Below are 17017 nucleotides of genomic sequence, written 5' to 3' on the forward strand. Positions count from 1 at the left end.
AATCAGCGTAAGCCTTGGCCTGGTGTGACCCGGCCGGTGCCCCGGCTTTCGGCGTCGGCGCCTGCGGCGGGCTGTCGGAGTGTGCCGGCGACGGCGCGGACAGGCTCCGGCCCGACACGCCAGGGCAGCCGGTTGCGCGTGATGACGATCAAAGTTCCCGCCGTGAAGACGGTCGCGATGGCCGCCTGGACGATGACGAACGGCTGGTACTCGCCGCCGTTGGGCATCAGGATGACGCTGACCACCGAGGAGAACGCAATGGCGGGCACCCGGAAGGCCGGTGCCGTCGCCCACGCCGCGAGCGGGAGGACTGCCCACAGGAGATACCAGGGCTGTACCACCGGGAACAGCAATACCACCGCCCCGAGCGACACACCGAGTGCGCCGACCGGATGGATGCGTCCCATGAGGACGGCCACCAGCATGCGGAGCGTGATGAACGCGGCCACTACCGACGCGATCGGCCGGGTGAGACTCAACACCGCGGTCGTGTGGTCGCCGAGGCCGAGGAGGACCCCGGCGAGTCCGGTGCCCAGGCCGAGAAGGGTGGGGATCGACATCCAGCTGCGAACCGCATTCGCCGTCCCGAGCGTGTGGACCCACCCGATCCCGAGCCCGCTGGATGTGCTGATGGCGAGTGTGACGACGAGTGCGACGCCGCCGAGCAGGGCTGCCGCGGTGAGTACCGCTCGCAGGTTCGCACCCCAGCGCCGCGCCAACGCCATCCCGACGAAGCCCAGTGCCAGCAGGGACGGGATCTTGATCGTCGACGACAGGGCGATGAGCGCCGCGCCCGACAGCAGCAGTAGTAGTGATCGGCCGCGAATCGGTCCGGCGTGTTCGATGGACCGCAGCGCGAGTTCGATGCCCGCGAGCATCAATCCGAGCATCAAGGCCTCGTTGTGGATGCCGGCGACGAGGTGGAACAGCAGGAGTGGGTTGGCGGCGCCCAGCCACAACGCGCTCACCTCGGCGACGCCGCAGCGCCGCGCCAGCCGCGGTAGTGCCCACACGATCATCGCTACGCCGGCCAGTGCGAGCAGCCGGTGCAGGAAGATGCCGGCGACGATGTTGTCATCGGTCAGAGCACTGATTCCCCGGCCCATCCAGAGGAACAGAGGACCGTACGGTGCGGGGGTGTCGCGCCAGATGGTGGGAACGGTCCGGGTGAGGACGTGGTCGACGCCGAGTGCGCCCGCCGGACCGATGGCATACGGATCGAGCCCCCGTGACGCAATCTCACTCTGCGCGAGGTAGGAGTAGACGTCCTTGCTGAACATCGGGGGCGCCACGGACAGTGGGATCACCCACAAGAGCAGGGTGCGATCGAGTTGCGAGCGGTTCAACCGCCGGACCGGACCTGACTGCAGGTTGCCGATCGCGAATCGCCCCAGCAGCAGCCAGGCGAGGACGATCATCACGGTTCCGGTCATGGTCAGTGTCAGTGCGACACTCGGGATTCTCGCCGGAAGGCCGATGAATCGCAGCCCTTGCACAGGGTTCTGCAGCACCGGTTGGGCGCCGGCGCCGAGCGCACCCACCGCCATCAACACGGCTCCGGTGGCGCCGAATCTGCGAATTCCGCGCAGCTGCGCGGTTTCCTGCGTGTTGAGTCCGGCGGTTTCCACCTCGTCACCGTGGAGAACGGCTGCGACGGACGGACGGGGCGACCGGCCGTCGATTCCCAGTGCCCGGCGTCCGAGTTCGGCGGAGTGTCGGAGAGCCACGCGAGCCGCGCGGATCGGCTGGACGCGGGACGAGTCCGGGTTCTCGGGGATCTGCGGCACACAGGAAGCGTAGCGGTGGTTCGAACACAGTTCGTCCGGCCAGTATTCCCGCCGGGAACGGGTACATAATCACAGGTGTAAGGCAGGGCACCCTTAGTAGACCTGCGGTCGGAATTCCGTCACACTGGTGTTGTGAAAACGGATGCGACGACCCGAGCGAGCAAGGAAAGCGCTGTTCAGGCGCGTTCCTCCGCGCTGTCGGCCGGTACCGCATCTCCCGTCGCCGCGGGCCACGAAGGCCACACCAGGGCGGCCGTGGTGAAGCTCTTGCTCGAGGACGGGCCTATTACCGCGTCGGAGATCGGCACTCGGCTCGGTCTCAGTGCCGCGGGTGTACGTCGCCACCTCGACGCGCTCCTGGAGTCGGGCGAGGCCCGGGAAGCGTCCGCAGGTGCGGCGCGCCATCGTGGTCGCGGACGCCCTGCCAAATACTTCCAGATCACCGCCAAGGGTCGCGGGCGGCTCGGCCACGCCTATGACGATCTTGCCGGTGCAGCGATGCGTCAACTGCGCGAAGTTGGTGGAGACGCTGCGATCACCGACTTTGCCCGGCGCCGCGTCCAGGCAATCGTCGGTGAGGTCGAGCCCGCCTCCGCTCAGACCCCCGAGGATCTCGAACAGACCGCGGATGCCATTGCGGATGCGTTCACGAGCGCCGGATTCGCGGCGTCCACGCGCCCGGTCGGAAACGGTGTCCAGATCTGCCAGCACCACTGCCCGGTCTCGCATGTCGCCGAGGAGTTCCCCGAATTGTGCGACGCCGAGCAGGAAGCGTTCGCGCAGTTACTGGGCACACACGTTCAGCGGCTCGCCACCATCGCGAACGGTGACTGCGCCTGCACCACGCACGTTCCACTCGTACCGCCGGCGGGGCCGAAATAGTGCCGCCGATACACCCCATAGCCACCGATCCCCGGCGACCAGCCCTCGCCGGTCACGTAACAAGACTCCGGAAGGAGCTCGCATGACCGTCACATCAGACCAGGTGACATCCGCTGCGTCGGCAAATGCCGAGCCGCTCACGCAGGAAGAGACCATCGCCTCACTCGGGCATTACGGGTACGGCTGGTCCGATTCGGACGCGGCAGGTGCCAGCGCCAAGCGCGGTCTGTCCGAGGACGTCGTGCGCGACATCTCCGCGAAGAAGAGCGAGCCCGACTGGATGCTGGACATCCGCCTGCGCGCGCTGAAGACCTTCGACAAGAAGCCGATGCCGAACTGGGGTTCCAACCTCGAGGGCATCCACTTCGACAACATCAAGTACTTCGTGCGCTCGAGCGAGAAGCAGGCCGAGAGCTGGGAAGACCTGCCCGAGGACATCAAGAACACGTACGACAGGCTGGGCATCCCCGAGGCGGAGAAGCAGCGCCTCGTGGCAGGTGTCGCAGCACAGTACGAGTCCGAGGTGGTGTACCACTCGATCCGTGAAGACCTCGAGTCGCAGGGTGTGATCTTCCTCGACACCGACACCGGATTGAAGCAGCACCCCGAGCTCTTCCGTGAGTACTTCGGCACGGTCATTCCCGCCGGTGACAACAAGTTCTCCGCCCTGAACACGGCCGTCTGGTCGGGTGGATCGTTCATCTATGTGCCGCCGGGCGTGCACGTGGACATCCCGCTTCAGGCGTATTTCCGTATCAACACGGAGAACATGGGCCAGTTCGAGCGAACACTGATCATCGTCGACGAAGGTGCGTCGGTGCACTATGTCGAGGGTTGCACTGCGCCGATCTACAAGTCGGATTCGCTGCACTCCGCCGTGGTCGAGATCATCGTGAAGAAGGGCGGCCACTGCCGCTACACGACCATCCAGAACTGGTCGAACAATGTCTACAACCTGGTGACCAAGCGCACCAAGGTGGAAGCCGGCGGATCCATGGAATGGGTCGACGGCAACATCGGCTCCAAGGTCACGATGAAGTACCCGGCCGTGTGGATGATGGGCGAGCACGCTCGTGGCGAGGTTCTCTCCGTGGCGTTCGCGGGAGAGGGACAGCACCAGGACACCGGTGCGAAGATGCTCCACCTCGCGCCCCATACGTCGTCCACCATCATCAGCAAATCGGTGGCTCGCGGCGGTGGGCGTGCGTCCTACCGCGGACTCGTTCAGGTCAACAAGGGAGCGTACGGGTCGAAGTCGACCGTCAAGTGTGACGCTCTGTTGGTCGATCAGATCAGCCGTAGCGACACCTACCCCTACGTCGACATCCGCGAGGACGACGTGACGATGGGCCACGAGGCGACCGTCTCCAAGGTGAGCGACGACCAACTGTTCTACCTCATGAGCCGCGGGCTGACCGAGGACGAGGCCATGGCAACCGTGGTGCGCGGCTTCGTCGAGCCGATCGCCAAGGAGCTCCCGATGGAGTATGCCCTGGAACTGAACCGCCTGATCGAACTGCAGATGGAAGGGGCGGTGGGTTAGTGACCACGCCAGAAACCGGTGTTGAGAAGCTCGGCGTCGAAGGCGCTGTCGCGGGAGAGAATCCGCGGATAGGGCGAACCGCGACCGGCTCGCCGATCGTTAACAAGGGTGAGGTTTTCACCTCCTTCGACGTCAAAGCCTTCGAAGTTCCGGGGGGTCGCGACGAGGTCTGGCGATTCACTCCGCTGCGTCGCCTGCGCGGGTTGCACGACGGAACGGCCGTCGCGAACGGTGCCGTCACAGTTGATGTCGCGGCTCCGGACACGGTGCAGGTCGAGACCGTCGGCCGAGACGATTCCCGGCTCGGCAAGGCCGGCGTGCCCGCCGACCGTGTCGCCGCGCAGGCGTACTCGGGATTCGAGTCGGCCACCGTCGTGACCGTCGGCCGTGAGGTCGAGGTTCCCGAGACGATCAACATCACGGTCACGGGTCCCGGTGAAGGCAACGTGGCGTTCGGCCACCTGCAGATCCGGCTCGAGGCGTTCGCCAAGGCCACTGTCGTGCTCGACCAACGGGGCAGCGGAACCTTCGCCGAGAACGTCGAGTTCGTTCTCGGCGACAGCGCCCGCCTCACCGTTGTCGCCGTGCAGGACTGGGCCGACGACGCCGTCCACGTGGCAGCGCACCACGCGCTCCTCGGGCGCGATGCGGTGCTGCGGCACAACGCGGTCAGCCTCGGTGGAGACTTGGTGCGTCTGTCTGCAACCGTCAAGTACGACGGTCCCGGTGGCGATGCCGAACTGCTCGGCCTGTACTTCGCCGATGCCGGACAGCACTTCGAGCAGCGCCTGCTGGTGGATCATTCACAGCCCCACTGCAAGTCGAATGTGGTGTACAAGGGTGCGCTGCAGGGCGACCCGAACTCGGGCAAACCCGACGCGCACACCGTGTGGATCGGCGACGTGCTGATCCGGGCAGCTGCCGAGGGTACGGACACGTTCGAGCTGAATCGCAACCTCGTCCTCACCGACGGAGCGCGAGCCGACTCGGTCCCGAACCTCGAGATCGAGACCGGCGAGATCGTCGGCGCCGGGCACGCGAGTGCCACCGGTCGATTCGACGACGAGCAGCTGTTCTACCTCCGCGCCCGGGGTATCCCGGAAGACCAGGCGAGGCGACTCGTCGTGCGTGGGTTCTTCCACGAAATCATCAACAAGATCGCCGTCGCCGAGATCCGCGAGCGTCTAGAAGCCGCCGTCGAGGCCGAACTCGCCGCAGTCGGCGTCTGACGCGGCTCGACCACTACTGCCCATTTCTTCGAAGGATTCCCATGTCTACCCCTGACGCTTCCCCCGAAATCTCTGTCCTGGAAATCAAGGACCTCCACGTCGACGTTGCGAACACCGACGAGAACGCGGAACCCATCAACATTCTCAAGGGCGTCAACCTGACGGTGCGCTCCGGCGAGACCCACGCGATCATGGGGCCCAACGGCTCCGGCAAGTCGACGCTGTCTTACGCCATCGCCGGGCACCCCAAGTACCAGGTGACCTCCGGGTCGATCACCCTCAACGGTGAGAATGTCCTCGAGATGACAGTCGACGAGCGTGCCCGCGCAGGCCTGTTCCTCGCCATGCAGTACCCGGTCGAGGTTCCCGGTGTGTCGATGTCCAACTTCCTTCGTACCGCGGCCACCGCCGTGCGCGGGGAGGCGCCGAAGCTGCGCCACTGGGTGAAGGAAGTCAAGGAGGCTCTCACCGAGCTCGACATCGACCCGTCCTTCGGGGAGCGCAGCGTCAACGAAGGGTTCTCGGGTGGCGAGAAGAAGCGTCACGAGATCCTGCAGCTCGGTCTCCTGAAGCCGAAGATCGCGATTCTCGACGAGACCGACTCAGGCCTCGACGTGGACGCTCTGCGTGTCGTCTCCGAGGGAGTCAACCGCTACAAGGAGCGCGACCACGGCGGAATCCTGCTCATCACGCACTACACCCGCATTCTGCGGTACATCAAGCCCGAATACGTGCACGTGTTCGTCGGCGGACGTGTCGTCGAGTCGGGCGGGCCGGAACTGGCCGACGAGCTCGAGGCCAACGGCTACGAGCGCTTCACCCAGGCTGCCGCAACGCAAGGAGCATAAACGCAGATGACCACCTCGGTGAGCGTGTTCGACGTCACCAGGATCCGGGAGGATTTCCCGATCCTGGCTCGAACGGTGCGCGACGGAAAACCGCTGGTGTACCTCGATTCGGGCGCGACATCGCAGCGCCCGACTCAGGTGCTCGACGCCGAGAGGGAGTTTCTGACGACCTGTAATGCGGCGGTGCACCGCGGCGCGCACCAACTCGCGGAGGAGGCCACCGATGCCTACGAGAACGCGCGTGCGGCCATCGCGGCGTTCGTCGGTGCAGACAGCGACGAATTGGTGTTCACCAAGAACGCGACGGAGTCGCTGAACCTCGTCACGCACGTGCTCGGTGACGACCGCTTCGATCGGCACGTCGGACCGGGCGACGAGATCGTGATCACCGAACTCGAACACCACGCGAACCTTGTGCCCTGGCAGGAACTTGCCCGGCGCACGGGCGCCACGCTGCGCTGGTACGGAGTCACCGACGACGGTCGGATCGATCTCGACTCCCTCGAGTTGACCGAGGCCGTCAAGGTCATCGCGTTCACGCACCAGTCGAACGTCACGGGAGCAGTCGCGCCGGTCGAGGAGCTGGTCCGGCGTGCCCGCGCCGTCGGCGCTCTCGTCGTGCTGGACGCATGCCAATCTGTGCCGCACATGGCTGTCGACTTCCATGCGCTCGGTGTCGACTACGCGGCGTTCTCCGGTCACAAGATGCTCGGGCCTTCCGGGGTGGGCGTTCTCTACGGCAAGCGCGAGCTGCTCAACGCGATGCCGCCGTTCATCACCGGCGGATCGATGATCGAGACCGTCACCATGGAGCGCACGACATACGCGCCACCGCCGCAGCGGTTCGAGGCGGGCGTGCCCATGACGTCGCAGGTAGTCGGTCTCGGCGCAGCGGTGCGCTACCTCGAGGACATCGGGATGGACGCCGTCGCGGCGCACGAGCACACGCTCGTCGGAGCCACGCTCGAGGCTCTCGGAGCCATCGACGGAGTACGGATCATCGGTCCGACCTCGTCAGCGGACCGGGGTGGCGCCGTCTCCTTCGTGGTCGACGGGATTCACGCACACGATCTCGGCCAGATTCTGGACGACGAGGGCGTGGCCATCCGCGTCGGACACCATTGCGCGTGGCCACTGCACCGGAGGTTCGGAGTCGCAGCCACCGCCCGGGCGTCGTTCGCGCTGTACAACACACTCGACGAGGTCGCGGCGCTGGCTGCTGCGATCCGTCGAGCGCAGGACTTCTTCGGGGAGGCGCCCGCGTGAGAATGGAACAGATGTACCAGGAAGTGATCCTGGACCATTACAAGCACCCTCACGGTCGCGGCCTGCGGGAGCCGTTCGGTGCGGAGGTGCACCACGTAAATCCCACGTGCGGCGACGAAGTGACCTTGCGGGTGCACGTGACCGATGACGGCACGGTCGCCGACGTGTCCTACGACGGTCAGGGTTGTTCCATCAGCCAGGCATCCACCTCCGTTCTCACCGATCAGGTCGTGGGAATGCCGGTGGACCGGGCGTTGCAGACGGTCGCGGCGTTCAGCGAGATGGTCGGCAGTCGCGGTACCGTCGAGGGAGACGAGGACGTCCTCGGTGACGGCATCGCCTTCGTCGGCGTCTCGAAGTACCCGGCCCGCGTCAAATGCGCGCTGCTGGGATGGATGGCATTCAAGGACGCCGTTGTTCAGATTGTGGCCGAGAAAGATTCGGTCGCGACAGAAGACGGCGAACCAGCTCGAATCGGAGGACAGGCATCATGAGCGAGACGCAGACCCCGGATACGGATGTCGCTGCCGGAACGGAGCAGCCGACTGCCGACCAGGCCGAGAAAACCTCCACCGCAGGGGTGGTTCCCGCCCCTGAGCGGCTCGAGGAACTCGAGGAGGCGATGCGCGACGTCGTCGATCCGGAGCTCGGCATCAACGTCGTCGATCTGGGACTCGTCTACGGCATCACCGAAGACGAGGACGTGGTCATTCTCGACATGACCCTCACCTCGGCGGCGTGCCCGCTGACCGACGTCATCGAGGATCAGGCGCGTGGCGCACTGGTGCGCAGCGGCTTGTGCAACGACTTGCGGATCAACTGGGTGTGGCTGCCGCCGTGGGGTCCGGACAAGATCACGGAGGACGGGCGCGAGCAACTACGCGCTCTCGGCTTCACCGTCTGAGTTACCGTCATTCACGCGCAGGGCCCGGCGAGATCTTCTCGCCGGGCCCTGCGCGTGAATGCCCGTTCAAGCGCGCTTGCGCTCCGAGGCAGTGGACTTCGACGCGGTTTTCTTCGCCGCGGTCTTCGCGGGAGCTTTCTTGGCAGGCTTCTTCGCGGGAGCCGCCTTCTTGCCGGCGGCGTCGACACTGCGTTGTAGCGCTGCTACCAGGTCGACCACCTCGGCGTCTTCGCCGGCCTTCTCGGTTTCCGCAACAGGAATGACTTTCTTGCCACCCGAGCTGATCATCTCGTCCAGCAGCTCCCGTAGCTGAACCTGGTAGTCGTCGGTGAACTCGGTGGGATCGAAATCCTCGGCCATGCTGTCGACCAGCGTTTCCGCCATCGCCAGTTCTTTCGCCTTCGGTTTGTCGACGTTGTCGAGCGACGGAAAGGACGCTTCACGTACTTCGTCGGGCCACAGCAGCGTCTGAATGACCAGGACGCCGTCCCGGGAGCGCATCGCCGCCAGACGAGTGCGTTGACGCAGCGTGAAGTGCACGAGCGCCGTACGGTCGCTTTCGGAGAGCGCGGTCGCCAGCAGCACGTACGCCTTCGGCGAGCTGGAATCCGGTTCGAGGTAATAGCTCTTTTCGAACAGAATGGGATCTATCTGATCGGTGGGGACGAATTGCAACACCGGAATTTCGTGTTTCTCGGCGGCGGGAAGCTTCCCGAAGTCGTCGTCCGTCAGGACTACTCGGACACCGTCGTCGGAATCGTAGGCCTTGTCGATATCGGCGTACTGAACGACATTGCCGCATTCTGTGCACACCCGGTTGTATTTGATCCGCCCGCCGTCCTTGGCATGGACCTGGTGAAACTTGATGTCGTGATCCTCGGTTGCCGAATACACCTTGACCGGCACGTTGACGAGACCGAACGCTATCGAGCCCTTCCATATCGACCGCATGCGTTCCATAATGGTCCCCTTTCAGGCTTCGCGCGACACTTCATCGAACTTCCCGGGGAAGCACCGAGCGCAGCATTGCACCGCGAATATCCGCGGACGAAGCGAGGAACATCCGTCGCATGGCCGACAACGTCGCGGCCGGATGTGCACGGTCGGACAGATAGGCCACCTGTACATGCGGGGGAAGATCGAAAAAATGCTCGAAGAATTCCGGTACCGATTCCGCGTCGAGTCGGAGGAGTGCGCGTAACCCGATCGACCGCAGCGACGCCACTGTTCGTGCCCTCCAGGGCCAGAGCCGGCCCGAAGTGCCCTCCACGAGGTCGCGGGTCAGGGCGTCCGCGCAACTGAGCGATGCGGCAACGCTGTATCCGGTGCCCGGATGCATCAGGCCTGCACGGGCGCCGAAACGGACCTGCCCCGATCCCACCGTACGGCCGGCGTCTTGGGGCGGTTCGACCGCAAACCGGACGCGTTCCACGTTGGAGCGTGGCGGAACGGAAACTCCGCGGTGTCGCAGCCGCCGGTGGAGCCTTGTCGCGAGCTCCGACACCGGTAGAGCTGGACGACCGACGAGACATGTTTCCTCGAGAAGGAACCGATCGGCGGACAGCGGCACGGCGTAGAGAAAGGACGGCGGATCTGACGACGAGGTGCCGTTGTCGGTTCGCCAGTCCATGAACAGGGCGCGCTCGCCGTCCAGAGCGCCGGCCGCCGTGCCCGTGTCGACTACAACGCCGTACGCGGTCTGCTGGGCAAGGTCGGGGCTGTCTCCGGTCCCGCGCGCGTCCACCACCACGCGCGCGTCCACGGTCGTCCCGTCACCGAGGAACACGGAAGTGGGGGAGAGGTCGACTGCTTTACCTGCGATTACGGTCGCTGTTCCGTCTGACAGCATTGACTGCAGCAAAGGTGTATTCAAGACACAGTAGGTGCGGCTTATTGCCTGTCGGCGTGTAGTCCATGCCGTCGGCCGAGGGGTCCGGGTAGCGATCGATGCTTCCGGCAACCAGTGGGGGAGCTCGTCCTCCCACGCACCGTAGGTCGCGGTCCAGCTACGCCGAGGGTGGGGGTCGATCGCCACCACGGCGAGGCCACGGAGTGCCGCCCGGTACGCGAGTGCGCGGCCGGCAGGGCCGAGCCCGACGATCGCGACGTCCCAGTTCGGCGGATGTGATGTGGCTGCCACAGTGCCAGCTTTTCATGAACACCGGGGTGAGAGCGCTTTCGAGTCCGCCCAGGACGGAACGCCCGAATTACCCGATTACGGAAGTTGTAAACGTCCAGATGCGGGGCAGTAGCGGCACCCATTCGACATCGCTGCACCTTACGTATATCACCAGTCCGAAAAGCCACTGCCGGTGCCGGACCTGAATGGGGGAGGCCGAAGGCGCACGCGCTGCATTGCCGGCGGGGTAGGGGAGTCAGCAGTGCAGTAGTCGCGCCGACGCGACAGCGGACCTCTTGCGCTTGCCGTGCGTCGGCACGGCGAGCGCAAGAAGGCATTTTGCGGAGGTGACTTCGTCGAATCCACCGTACGACTCGGAACGGGACGGAACACCTTAATATCCCGAATTTATATCACGGCCCACCTATTCTTGAACCATCATCATCACCCTCAGAAGCCCCATTTCCGACTCGACGTACTACCGCCAGCATCAGCAATGACCGCCCCCGTGTCTGTTCGCTCGGCGGCGTCGCTCTGTACTCGAAGTGTGGCAGTGCGGCGGCCTACGCCGTGCGGCCCTACGGAATGCTGCCGTCTGGGGGAGATGCAACGGCACCGATCTGAGAGCTAGCGGTTCCGGTTTGCGGGCCGTGATCACGACGTCAGCGCCCGCGGCCGAGCAACTCTGCCGATCCCTCGGCTCGCGCCCGTCATGAGGGCGGTGAGTTCCGTGTAGATCCTTCGAGGAGTCCACTCCTGTGTCCGTTGCCATGGGCGCGCGTTAGCGGAATCACTGGTGCGCGTGTTCTGGCTGGGTCGAAGCTCGAGGTAAAATTACGGGTTCGTGCGTTCTGCGCGCGCCTCTCTCATCGAAATTTTGAGCTTTTTTCCTAGGAGTTTTGTTGATCACCGCTACCGACCTGGAAGTTCGAGCCGGAGTGCGGACGTTGCTGTCTGCGCCCGGGCCGGCCTTGCGGGTGCAGCCCGGCGACCGGATCGGTCTGGTCGGCCGTAACGGTGCCGGTAAGACGACGACGCTTCGCATCCTCGCCGGGGAGGGCGAACCCTACGCCGGTTCCGTCGTCCGGACCGGCGACCTCGGTTACCTCCCGCAGGATCCCAAGGAGGGCGATCTCGACGTTCTCGCGAAAGATCGCGTTCTGTCGGCGCGGGGCCTCGATGCGTTGCTGCGTGACATGGAGAAGCAGCAGATTCTGATGGCCGAAGTGGTCGACGACGCCGAACGGGACAAAGCCGTGCGCAAGTACGGGAATCTCGAGGAACGGTTCTCCGCGCTGGGCGGATACGAAGCGGAGAGCGAAGCAGCGCGTATCTGCAACAGTCTCGGTCTCGCCGACCGCATCCTCGGCCAGCAGCTGCACACCCTGTCGGGCGGGCAACGCCGCCGTGTCGAGTTGGCCCGGATTCTGTTCGCGGCCTCGGATGGCAGCGGCGGACGGTCGGACACGACGCTTCTGCTCGACGAGCCGACCAACCACCTCGACGCCGATTCCATCACGTGGCTGCGCGGGTTCCTGCAGAGCCACGAGGGTGGACTGATCGTGATCAGCCACGATGTCGAACTGCTCAACGACGTCGTCAACCGGGTGTGGTTCCTCGACGCCGTGCGCGGTGAGGCAGACGTCTACAACATGACCTGGAAGAAGTATCTCGACGCGCGGGCCACGGACGAGCAGCGTCGGCGCCGTGAGCGGGCCAACGCCGAGAAGAAGGCCGGTGCCCTGCGCGCTCAGGCCGCGAAGCTGGGCGCGAAGGCCACGAAGGCCGTTGCTGCGCAGAACATGGCGAAGCGCGCCGACAAGATGATGTCCGAGCTCGACGCCGAACGGGTTTCCGACAAGGTTGCTCGCATTCGGTTCCCCGAACCCGCTGCCTGCGGGAAGACGCCGTTGATGGCGGAGAACCTGACCAAGGTCTACGGTTCCCTCGAGATTTTCACCGGAGTGGATCTCGCGATCGACCGGGGCTCCCGCGTGGTGGTCCTGGGCCTCAACGGTGCCGGTAAGACCACGTTGCTACGCATTCTGGGTGGCGTCGAGACACCGGACGCCGGCGGGCTCGTCCCCGGGCACGGGTTGAAGATCGGGTACTTCGCGCAGGAGCACGACACACTCGACGACAACGCCTCGGTGTGGGAGAACATCCGCCACGCGGCGCCCGACACGGGGGAGCAGGAGCTGCGTTCGCTGCTCGGTGCGTTCATGTTCACCGGTCCGCAGCTCGAGCAGCCCGCCGGCACGTTGTCCGGGGGTGAGAAGACCCGTCTCGCGTTGGCGGGTCTGGTGTCGTCGTCGGCCAATGTGCTGTTGCTCGACGAGCCCACCAACAACCTCGATCCGGTATCGCGCGAACAGGTTCTGGATGCCCTCCGCAGCTACACGGGCGCTGTGGTGCTGGTGACACACGACCCGGGTGCGGCGGAGGCGCTCGACCCGGAACGGGTCATCCTGCTACCGGACGGCACCGAAGACCACTGGTCTCAGGAGTATCTGGAACTGATCCAGCTCGCCTGACGTGCGTTGATCCCGTCGCGGCGACGTTCTACCGTGGAAGCCACCACCGTCGCTCGTCGACTGGAGGAATGCATGGCTGACATCGGTGTTTTCGCCAAGAGTGCTCGCATCACGGGGTCGCCCCGCGCCGATCTGCAAGCGGAGTTGAAGGATCGGTACCAGGCCGGTGCGAGTATTCGCTCGCTCGCCCGGGAGATGGGACGTTCGTACGGGTTTGTACGGAACATGCTCGCCGAGTCGCATGTAGAGCTGCGGGGGAGGGGTGGGGCGCACCGCCGCCCGACCTGAGAATTCCTTCGGGGTTCAGTCCCGGCGCCGGACCGATTCCTCGACGAGGTCGAGGACGGCGGAGAGATTGTCGCCTGCCTGTCCCGACGCGATTCGTGCGACCAGTCCGTCGAGAACGAGATCCAGATATCCGATCAGGACGTCGGTGGGCACGTCGTCGCGCAGACGTCCGGCGGACTTCTGCCGTGCGAGGCGCGCCATGGTGGCCTCGGTCAGTTCAGCTGAGCGCTGTGACCAGCTTCGGCGGAAATCGGCGTCGTTGCGCAGGCGGCGGGCGATCTCGAGCCGGGTGCCGAGCCAGTCGAACTGGTCGGGTTGAGCGAGCATGTCGCGCATGACCTGAACGAGGCCCTCTTGCGCGACGACGTCGGCCATCCTCGTTGCGTCCTCGTGTGCGAGCGCGAGGAACAATCCGTCCTTGTCCTTGAAGTGGTGGAAGATCGCTCCGCGCGACAGGCCGGTCACTTCTTCGAGCCTGCGGACCGTGGCACCGTCGTATCCGTATTCCGCAAAGCATCGGCGGGCGCCGTCCAGAATCTGACTGCGCCGTGCCGCGAGATGGTCTTCACTGACCTTGGGCACAGGCACCCTTCCTTCGTTTGGGTGCCTGTGAACACTTTCGGCCGTGGGCGAGGTAACTCACGTCGTGCGCAAAGCGCTCACGACCACTCCGTCGGCAAGACGGTCGACTATCGGTGGTCGTGAGCGCTTTGTGCCTGTCTAGGTCGAAAGTGCTCACAGGCGCGGAGCGCCTAGTGCGCCTCAGCTCTTGATCATGTTGCGGAGCACGTACTGCAGGATGCCGCCGTTGCGGTAGTAGTCGGCCTCACCGGGGGTGTCGATACGAACGACAGCGTCGAAGACGACCTTTTCGCCGTTTTCACGGGTTGCCGTGACCTTGACGGTCTTCGGCGTGACACCCTCGTTGAGCTTCTCGACGCCTTCGATGTCGAAGACCTCGGTGCCGTTCAGCTTCAGCGACGCGGCGGACTCGCCGGCCGGGAACTGCAGCGGAATGACGCCCATGCCGATGAGGTTGGAGCGGTGGATGCGCTCGAACGACTCGGTGATGACGGCCTTGACGCCGAGGAGGCTGGTGCCCTTGGCCGCCCAGTCACGTGACGATCCGGAGCCGTACTCCTTGCCGCCCAGGACGACGAGTGGAATACCCGCGGCCTGGTAGTTCTGCGACGCGTCGTAGATGAAGGCCTGCGGTCCACCGTCCTGGGTGAAGTCGCGGGTGTAGCCACCGGAGACGTCGTCGAGGAGCTGGTTGCGCAGACGGATGTTCGCGAACGTTCCGCGGATCATAACCTCGTGGTTGCCGCGACGCGAGCCGTAGGAGTTGTAGTCCTTACGGTCGATGCCGTTCGCGTCGAGGTACTGCGACGCGGGCGTTCCCGCCTTGATGTTGCCGGCAGGGGAGATGTGGTCCGTGGTGACCGAGTCGCCCAGGAGCGCGAGGACGCGGGCGCCCGTGATGTCGCTGACCGGGGTGGGCTCCTTCGGCATTCCGTCGAAGTACGGTGGCTTCCGCACGTAGGTGGAATCCTCGGCCCACTCGAAGGTCTTGCCCTCGGGGGTGGGCAGACCACGCCAGCGCTCGTCGCCCTTGAAGACGTCGGCGTAACCCTTGACGTACATCTCCTGGCTGATCGAGGAGTTGATCGTCTCCTGGATCTCCTGGGGGGAGGGCCAGATGTCCTTCAGGAACACGTCGTTGCCGTCGGTGTCCTGACCGAGGGCGTCGTGCTCGAAGTCGAAGTCCATGGTGCCTGCCAGCGCGTAGGCGATGACCAGCGGGGGAGATGCGAGGTAGTTCATCTTCACGTCGGGGGAGATGCGTCCCTCGAAGTTGCGGTTGCCGGACAGCACCGCGGTGGCGGTGAGGTCATTGTCCTGGATGGCCTGCGAGATCTGCTCGTCGAGCGGTCCGGAGTTTCCGATGCAGGTGGCGCAGCCGTAGCCGACCAGGAAGAAGCCGAGCTTCTCGAGGTACGGCCACAGGCCCGACTTGTTGTAGTAGTCGGTGACGACCTGCGAACCGGGGGCCATGGACGTCTTGACCCAAGGCTTGGCGGACAGCCCCTTCTCGACGGCGTTGCGGGCGAGCAGTGCCGCACCGAGCATGACCGACGGGTTGGAGGTGTTGGTGCACGAGGTGATCGAGGCGATCACGACGGCGCCGTGGTCGAGGACGAATTCGCCCTTCTCCTCGGAGACGACCTTGATCGGCTTGCTCGGACGTCCCTGGGACCCGTTGGCTGCGGATTGCACGTCGACGGCACCGTCGTCGGCAAACGACAGGGCGGCGGGGTCGCTTGCGGGGAACGACTCCTCGACGGCCTCGTCGAGCTGTGAGTGGCCCGTGGGGTAGTTCTCCTCCACGTAGTTGTGGATGTCCTTGCGGAACGCAGTCTTCGACTCCGACAACAGGATCCGGTCCTGCGGGCGCTTCGGGCCGGCGATGGACGGGACCACGTCACCGAGGTCGAGTTCGAGGTACTCGGAGTACTCGGGCTCACGGTCGGCGTCGTGCCACAGGCCCTGTTCCTTGGCGTAGGCCTCGACGAGCGCGAGCTGCTCGTCGGTGCGGCCGGTGAGACGGAGGTAGCTGACGGTCTCGGCGTCGATCGGGAAGATCGCGGCGGTGGAACCGAACTCCGGGCTCATGTTGCCCAGAGTTGCGCGGTTGGCGAGGGGAACCTCGGCCACACCCTTGCCGTAGAACTCGACGAACTTGCCGACGACGCCGTGCTTGCGCAGCATGTCGGTGACAGTGAGAACCACGTCGGTGGCGGTGACGCCCGGCTTGATCTCACCGGTCAGCTTGAAGCCGACGACGCGCGGGATCAGCATGGACACGGGCTGGCCCAGCATGGCCGCCTCGGCCTCGATGCCGCCGACGCCCCAGCCCAGCACGCCCAGGCCGTTGACCATGGTGGTGTGCGAGTCGGTGCCGACGCAGGTGTCGGGGTACGCCTGGCCGTTCCGAACCATGACGGTGCGTGCCAGGTGCTCGATGTTGACCTGGTGGACGATGCCCGTTCCCGGGGGGACGACCTTGAAGTCGTCGAATGCGCCCTGACCCCAGCGCAGGAACTGGTAGCGCTCACCGTTGCGCTGGTATTCGATGTCGACGTTGCGCTCGAAGGCGTCGGCGCGGCCTGCGACGTCGATGATGACCGAGTGGTCGATGACCATCTCGGCGGGCGCAAGGGGGTTCACCTTGTCGGGGTCGCCGCCGAGTGCGGTGACCGCTTCGCGCATGGTGGCGAGGTCCACGATGCAGGGAACGCCGGTGAAGTCCTGCATGATCACGCGGGCAGGCGTGAACTGGATCTCGACGTTCGGCTCAGCCGACGGGTCCCAGCTCGCGATGGCGCGGATGTGGTCGGCGGTGATGTTCGCGCCGTCCTCGGTACGAAGCAGGTTCTCGGCGAGAACCTTCAGTGCATAGGGAAGTTTTTCGGTACCGGGCACGGCCGAGAGGCGGAAGATCTCGTAGGAGTTCTCACCGACCTCGAGGGTGCCTTTGGCGCCGAACGAATCAATACTCGTGCTCACGTCAGCTCCACTCGTCTATGAGGGTCGCCGCCGACGGGGCTGTGTCGACG

14 protein-coding genes are annotated in these 17017 nt (G+C 65.1%); 9 read left to right on the forward strand and 5 right to left on the reverse strand.

The window, feature by feature from the left end:
- Window positions 1-2: 2 nt before the first annotated feature.
- On the reverse strand, window positions 3-1787 hold the full coding sequence (gene mptB / locus R4P95_RS09850) for a polyprenol phosphomannose-dependent alpha 1,6 mannosyltransferase MptB (RefSeq protein ID WP_397517636.1): 1785 nt from the start codon (window positions 1785-1787) through the stop codon (window positions 3-5).
- Window positions 1788-1919: 132 nt separating this feature from the next.
- Between mptB and R4P95_RS09855 the strand changes: the two genes are divergently transcribed.
- From R4P95_RS09855 to R4P95_RS09885, 7 genes are all read left to right on the forward strand, one after another.
- Window positions 1920-2669: a helix-turn-helix transcriptional regulator gene (locus R4P95_RS09855; RefSeq protein ID WP_283254004.1), complete on the forward strand. Its 750-nt coding sequence runs from the start codon at window positions 1920-1922 to the stop codon at window positions 2667-2669.
- An 82-nt stretch (window positions 2670-2751) separates the two neighbouring features.
- Window positions 2752-4212 (forward strand): Fe-S cluster assembly protein SufB, encoded by a 1461-nt coding sequence (sufB, locus tag R4P95_RS09860; RefSeq protein ID WP_213571990.1) that lies wholly within the window; start codon window positions 2752-2754, stop codon window positions 4210-4212.
- The gene (gene sufD, locus R4P95_RS09865; protein WP_213571991.1) at window positions 4212-5441 is read left to right on the forward strand and encodes a Fe-S cluster assembly protein SufD; all 1230 of its coding nucleotides are present in this window, start codon (window positions 4212-4214) and stop codon (window positions 5439-5441) included. The genes sufB and sufD overlap by 1 nt, the downstream gene beginning before the upstream one ends.
- A gap of 41 nt (window positions 5442-5482) precedes the next feature.
- Entirely contained in the window at window positions 5483-6289 is an 807-nt protein-coding gene (sufC, locus tag R4P95_RS09870) for a Fe-S cluster assembly ATPase SufC (protein ID WP_159922627.1), read from the forward strand.
- A 6-nt stretch (window positions 6290-6295) separates the two neighbouring features.
- Entirely contained in the window at window positions 6296-7555 is a 1260-nt protein-coding gene (locus R4P95_RS09875; RefSeq protein WP_213571992.1) for a cysteine desulfurase, read from the forward strand.
- Window positions 7552-8049 carry a Fe-S cluster assembly sulfur transfer protein SufU gene (gene sufU, locus R4P95_RS09880; RefSeq protein WP_213571993.1) on the forward strand — a complete coding sequence of 166 codons (498 nt, stop codon included), beginning with the start codon at window positions 7552-7554 and terminating at the stop codon, window positions 8047-8049. The genes R4P95_RS09875 and sufU overlap by 4 nt, the downstream gene beginning before the upstream one ends.
- A complete protein-coding gene (locus R4P95_RS09885; protein WP_213571994.1) occupies window positions 8046-8459 on the forward strand; it encodes a metal-sulfur cluster assembly factor in 414 nt (137 codons plus the stop codon). Before sufU ends, R4P95_RS09885 begins: the two co-directional genes overlap by 4 nt.
- Window positions 8460-8525: 66 nt before the next feature.
- Here R4P95_RS09885 and R4P95_RS09890 read toward each other — a convergent pair whose 3' ends face one another.
- Both R4P95_RS09890 and R4P95_RS09895 read right to left on the reverse strand, forming a co-directional pair.
- Window positions 8526-9419 (reverse strand): Ku protein, encoded by an 894-nt coding sequence (locus R4P95_RS09890; RefSeq protein ID WP_213571995.1) that lies wholly within the window; start codon window positions 9417-9419, stop codon window positions 8526-8528.
- Between the two features lie 31 nt (window positions 9420-9450).
- The gene (locus R4P95_RS09895; protein WP_213571996.1) at window positions 9451-10599 is read right to left on the reverse strand and encodes a lycopene cyclase family protein; all 1149 of its coding nucleotides are present in this window, start codon (window positions 10597-10599) and stop codon (window positions 9451-9453) included.
- Between the two features lie 881 nt (window positions 10600-11480).
- On the opposite strand from R4P95_RS09895, the gene R4P95_RS09900 reads away from it, so the two are divergent.
- Window positions 11481-13112, forward strand: a complete 1632-nt coding sequence (locus tag R4P95_RS09900) for an ABC-F family ATP-binding cassette domain-containing protein (protein WP_109335128.1) — start codon at window positions 11481-11483, stop codon at window positions 13110-13112.
- A 72-nt stretch (window positions 13113-13184) separates the two neighbouring features.
- A complete protein-coding gene (locus tag R4P95_RS09905; RefSeq protein ID WP_109335127.1) occupies window positions 13185-13400 on the forward strand; it encodes a helix-turn-helix domain-containing protein in 216 nt (71 codons plus the stop codon).
- 15 nt (window positions 13401-13415) lie between these two features.
- On the opposite strand, the gene R4P95_RS09910 is transcribed toward R4P95_RS09905, so the two are convergent.
- Entirely contained in the window at window positions 13416-13982 is a 567-nt protein-coding gene (locus R4P95_RS09910) for a TetR/AcrR family transcriptional regulator (RefSeq protein ID WP_109330192.1), read from the reverse strand.
- A gap of 180 nt (window positions 13983-14162) precedes the next feature.
- Complete coding sequence (acnA, locus tag R4P95_RS09915; protein WP_213571998.1) at window positions 14163-16967, reverse strand: aconitate hydratase AcnA; 2805 nt, start codon at window positions 16965-16967, stop codon at window positions 14163-14165.
- Window positions 16968-17017 lie beyond the last annotated feature (50 nt).

The organism is Rhodococcus sp. IEGM 27, from assembly GCF_033142305.1.
GTDB lineage: Bacteria > Actinomycetota > Actinomycetes > Mycobacteriales > Mycobacteriaceae > Rhodococcus_F > Rhodococcus_F oxybenzonivorans.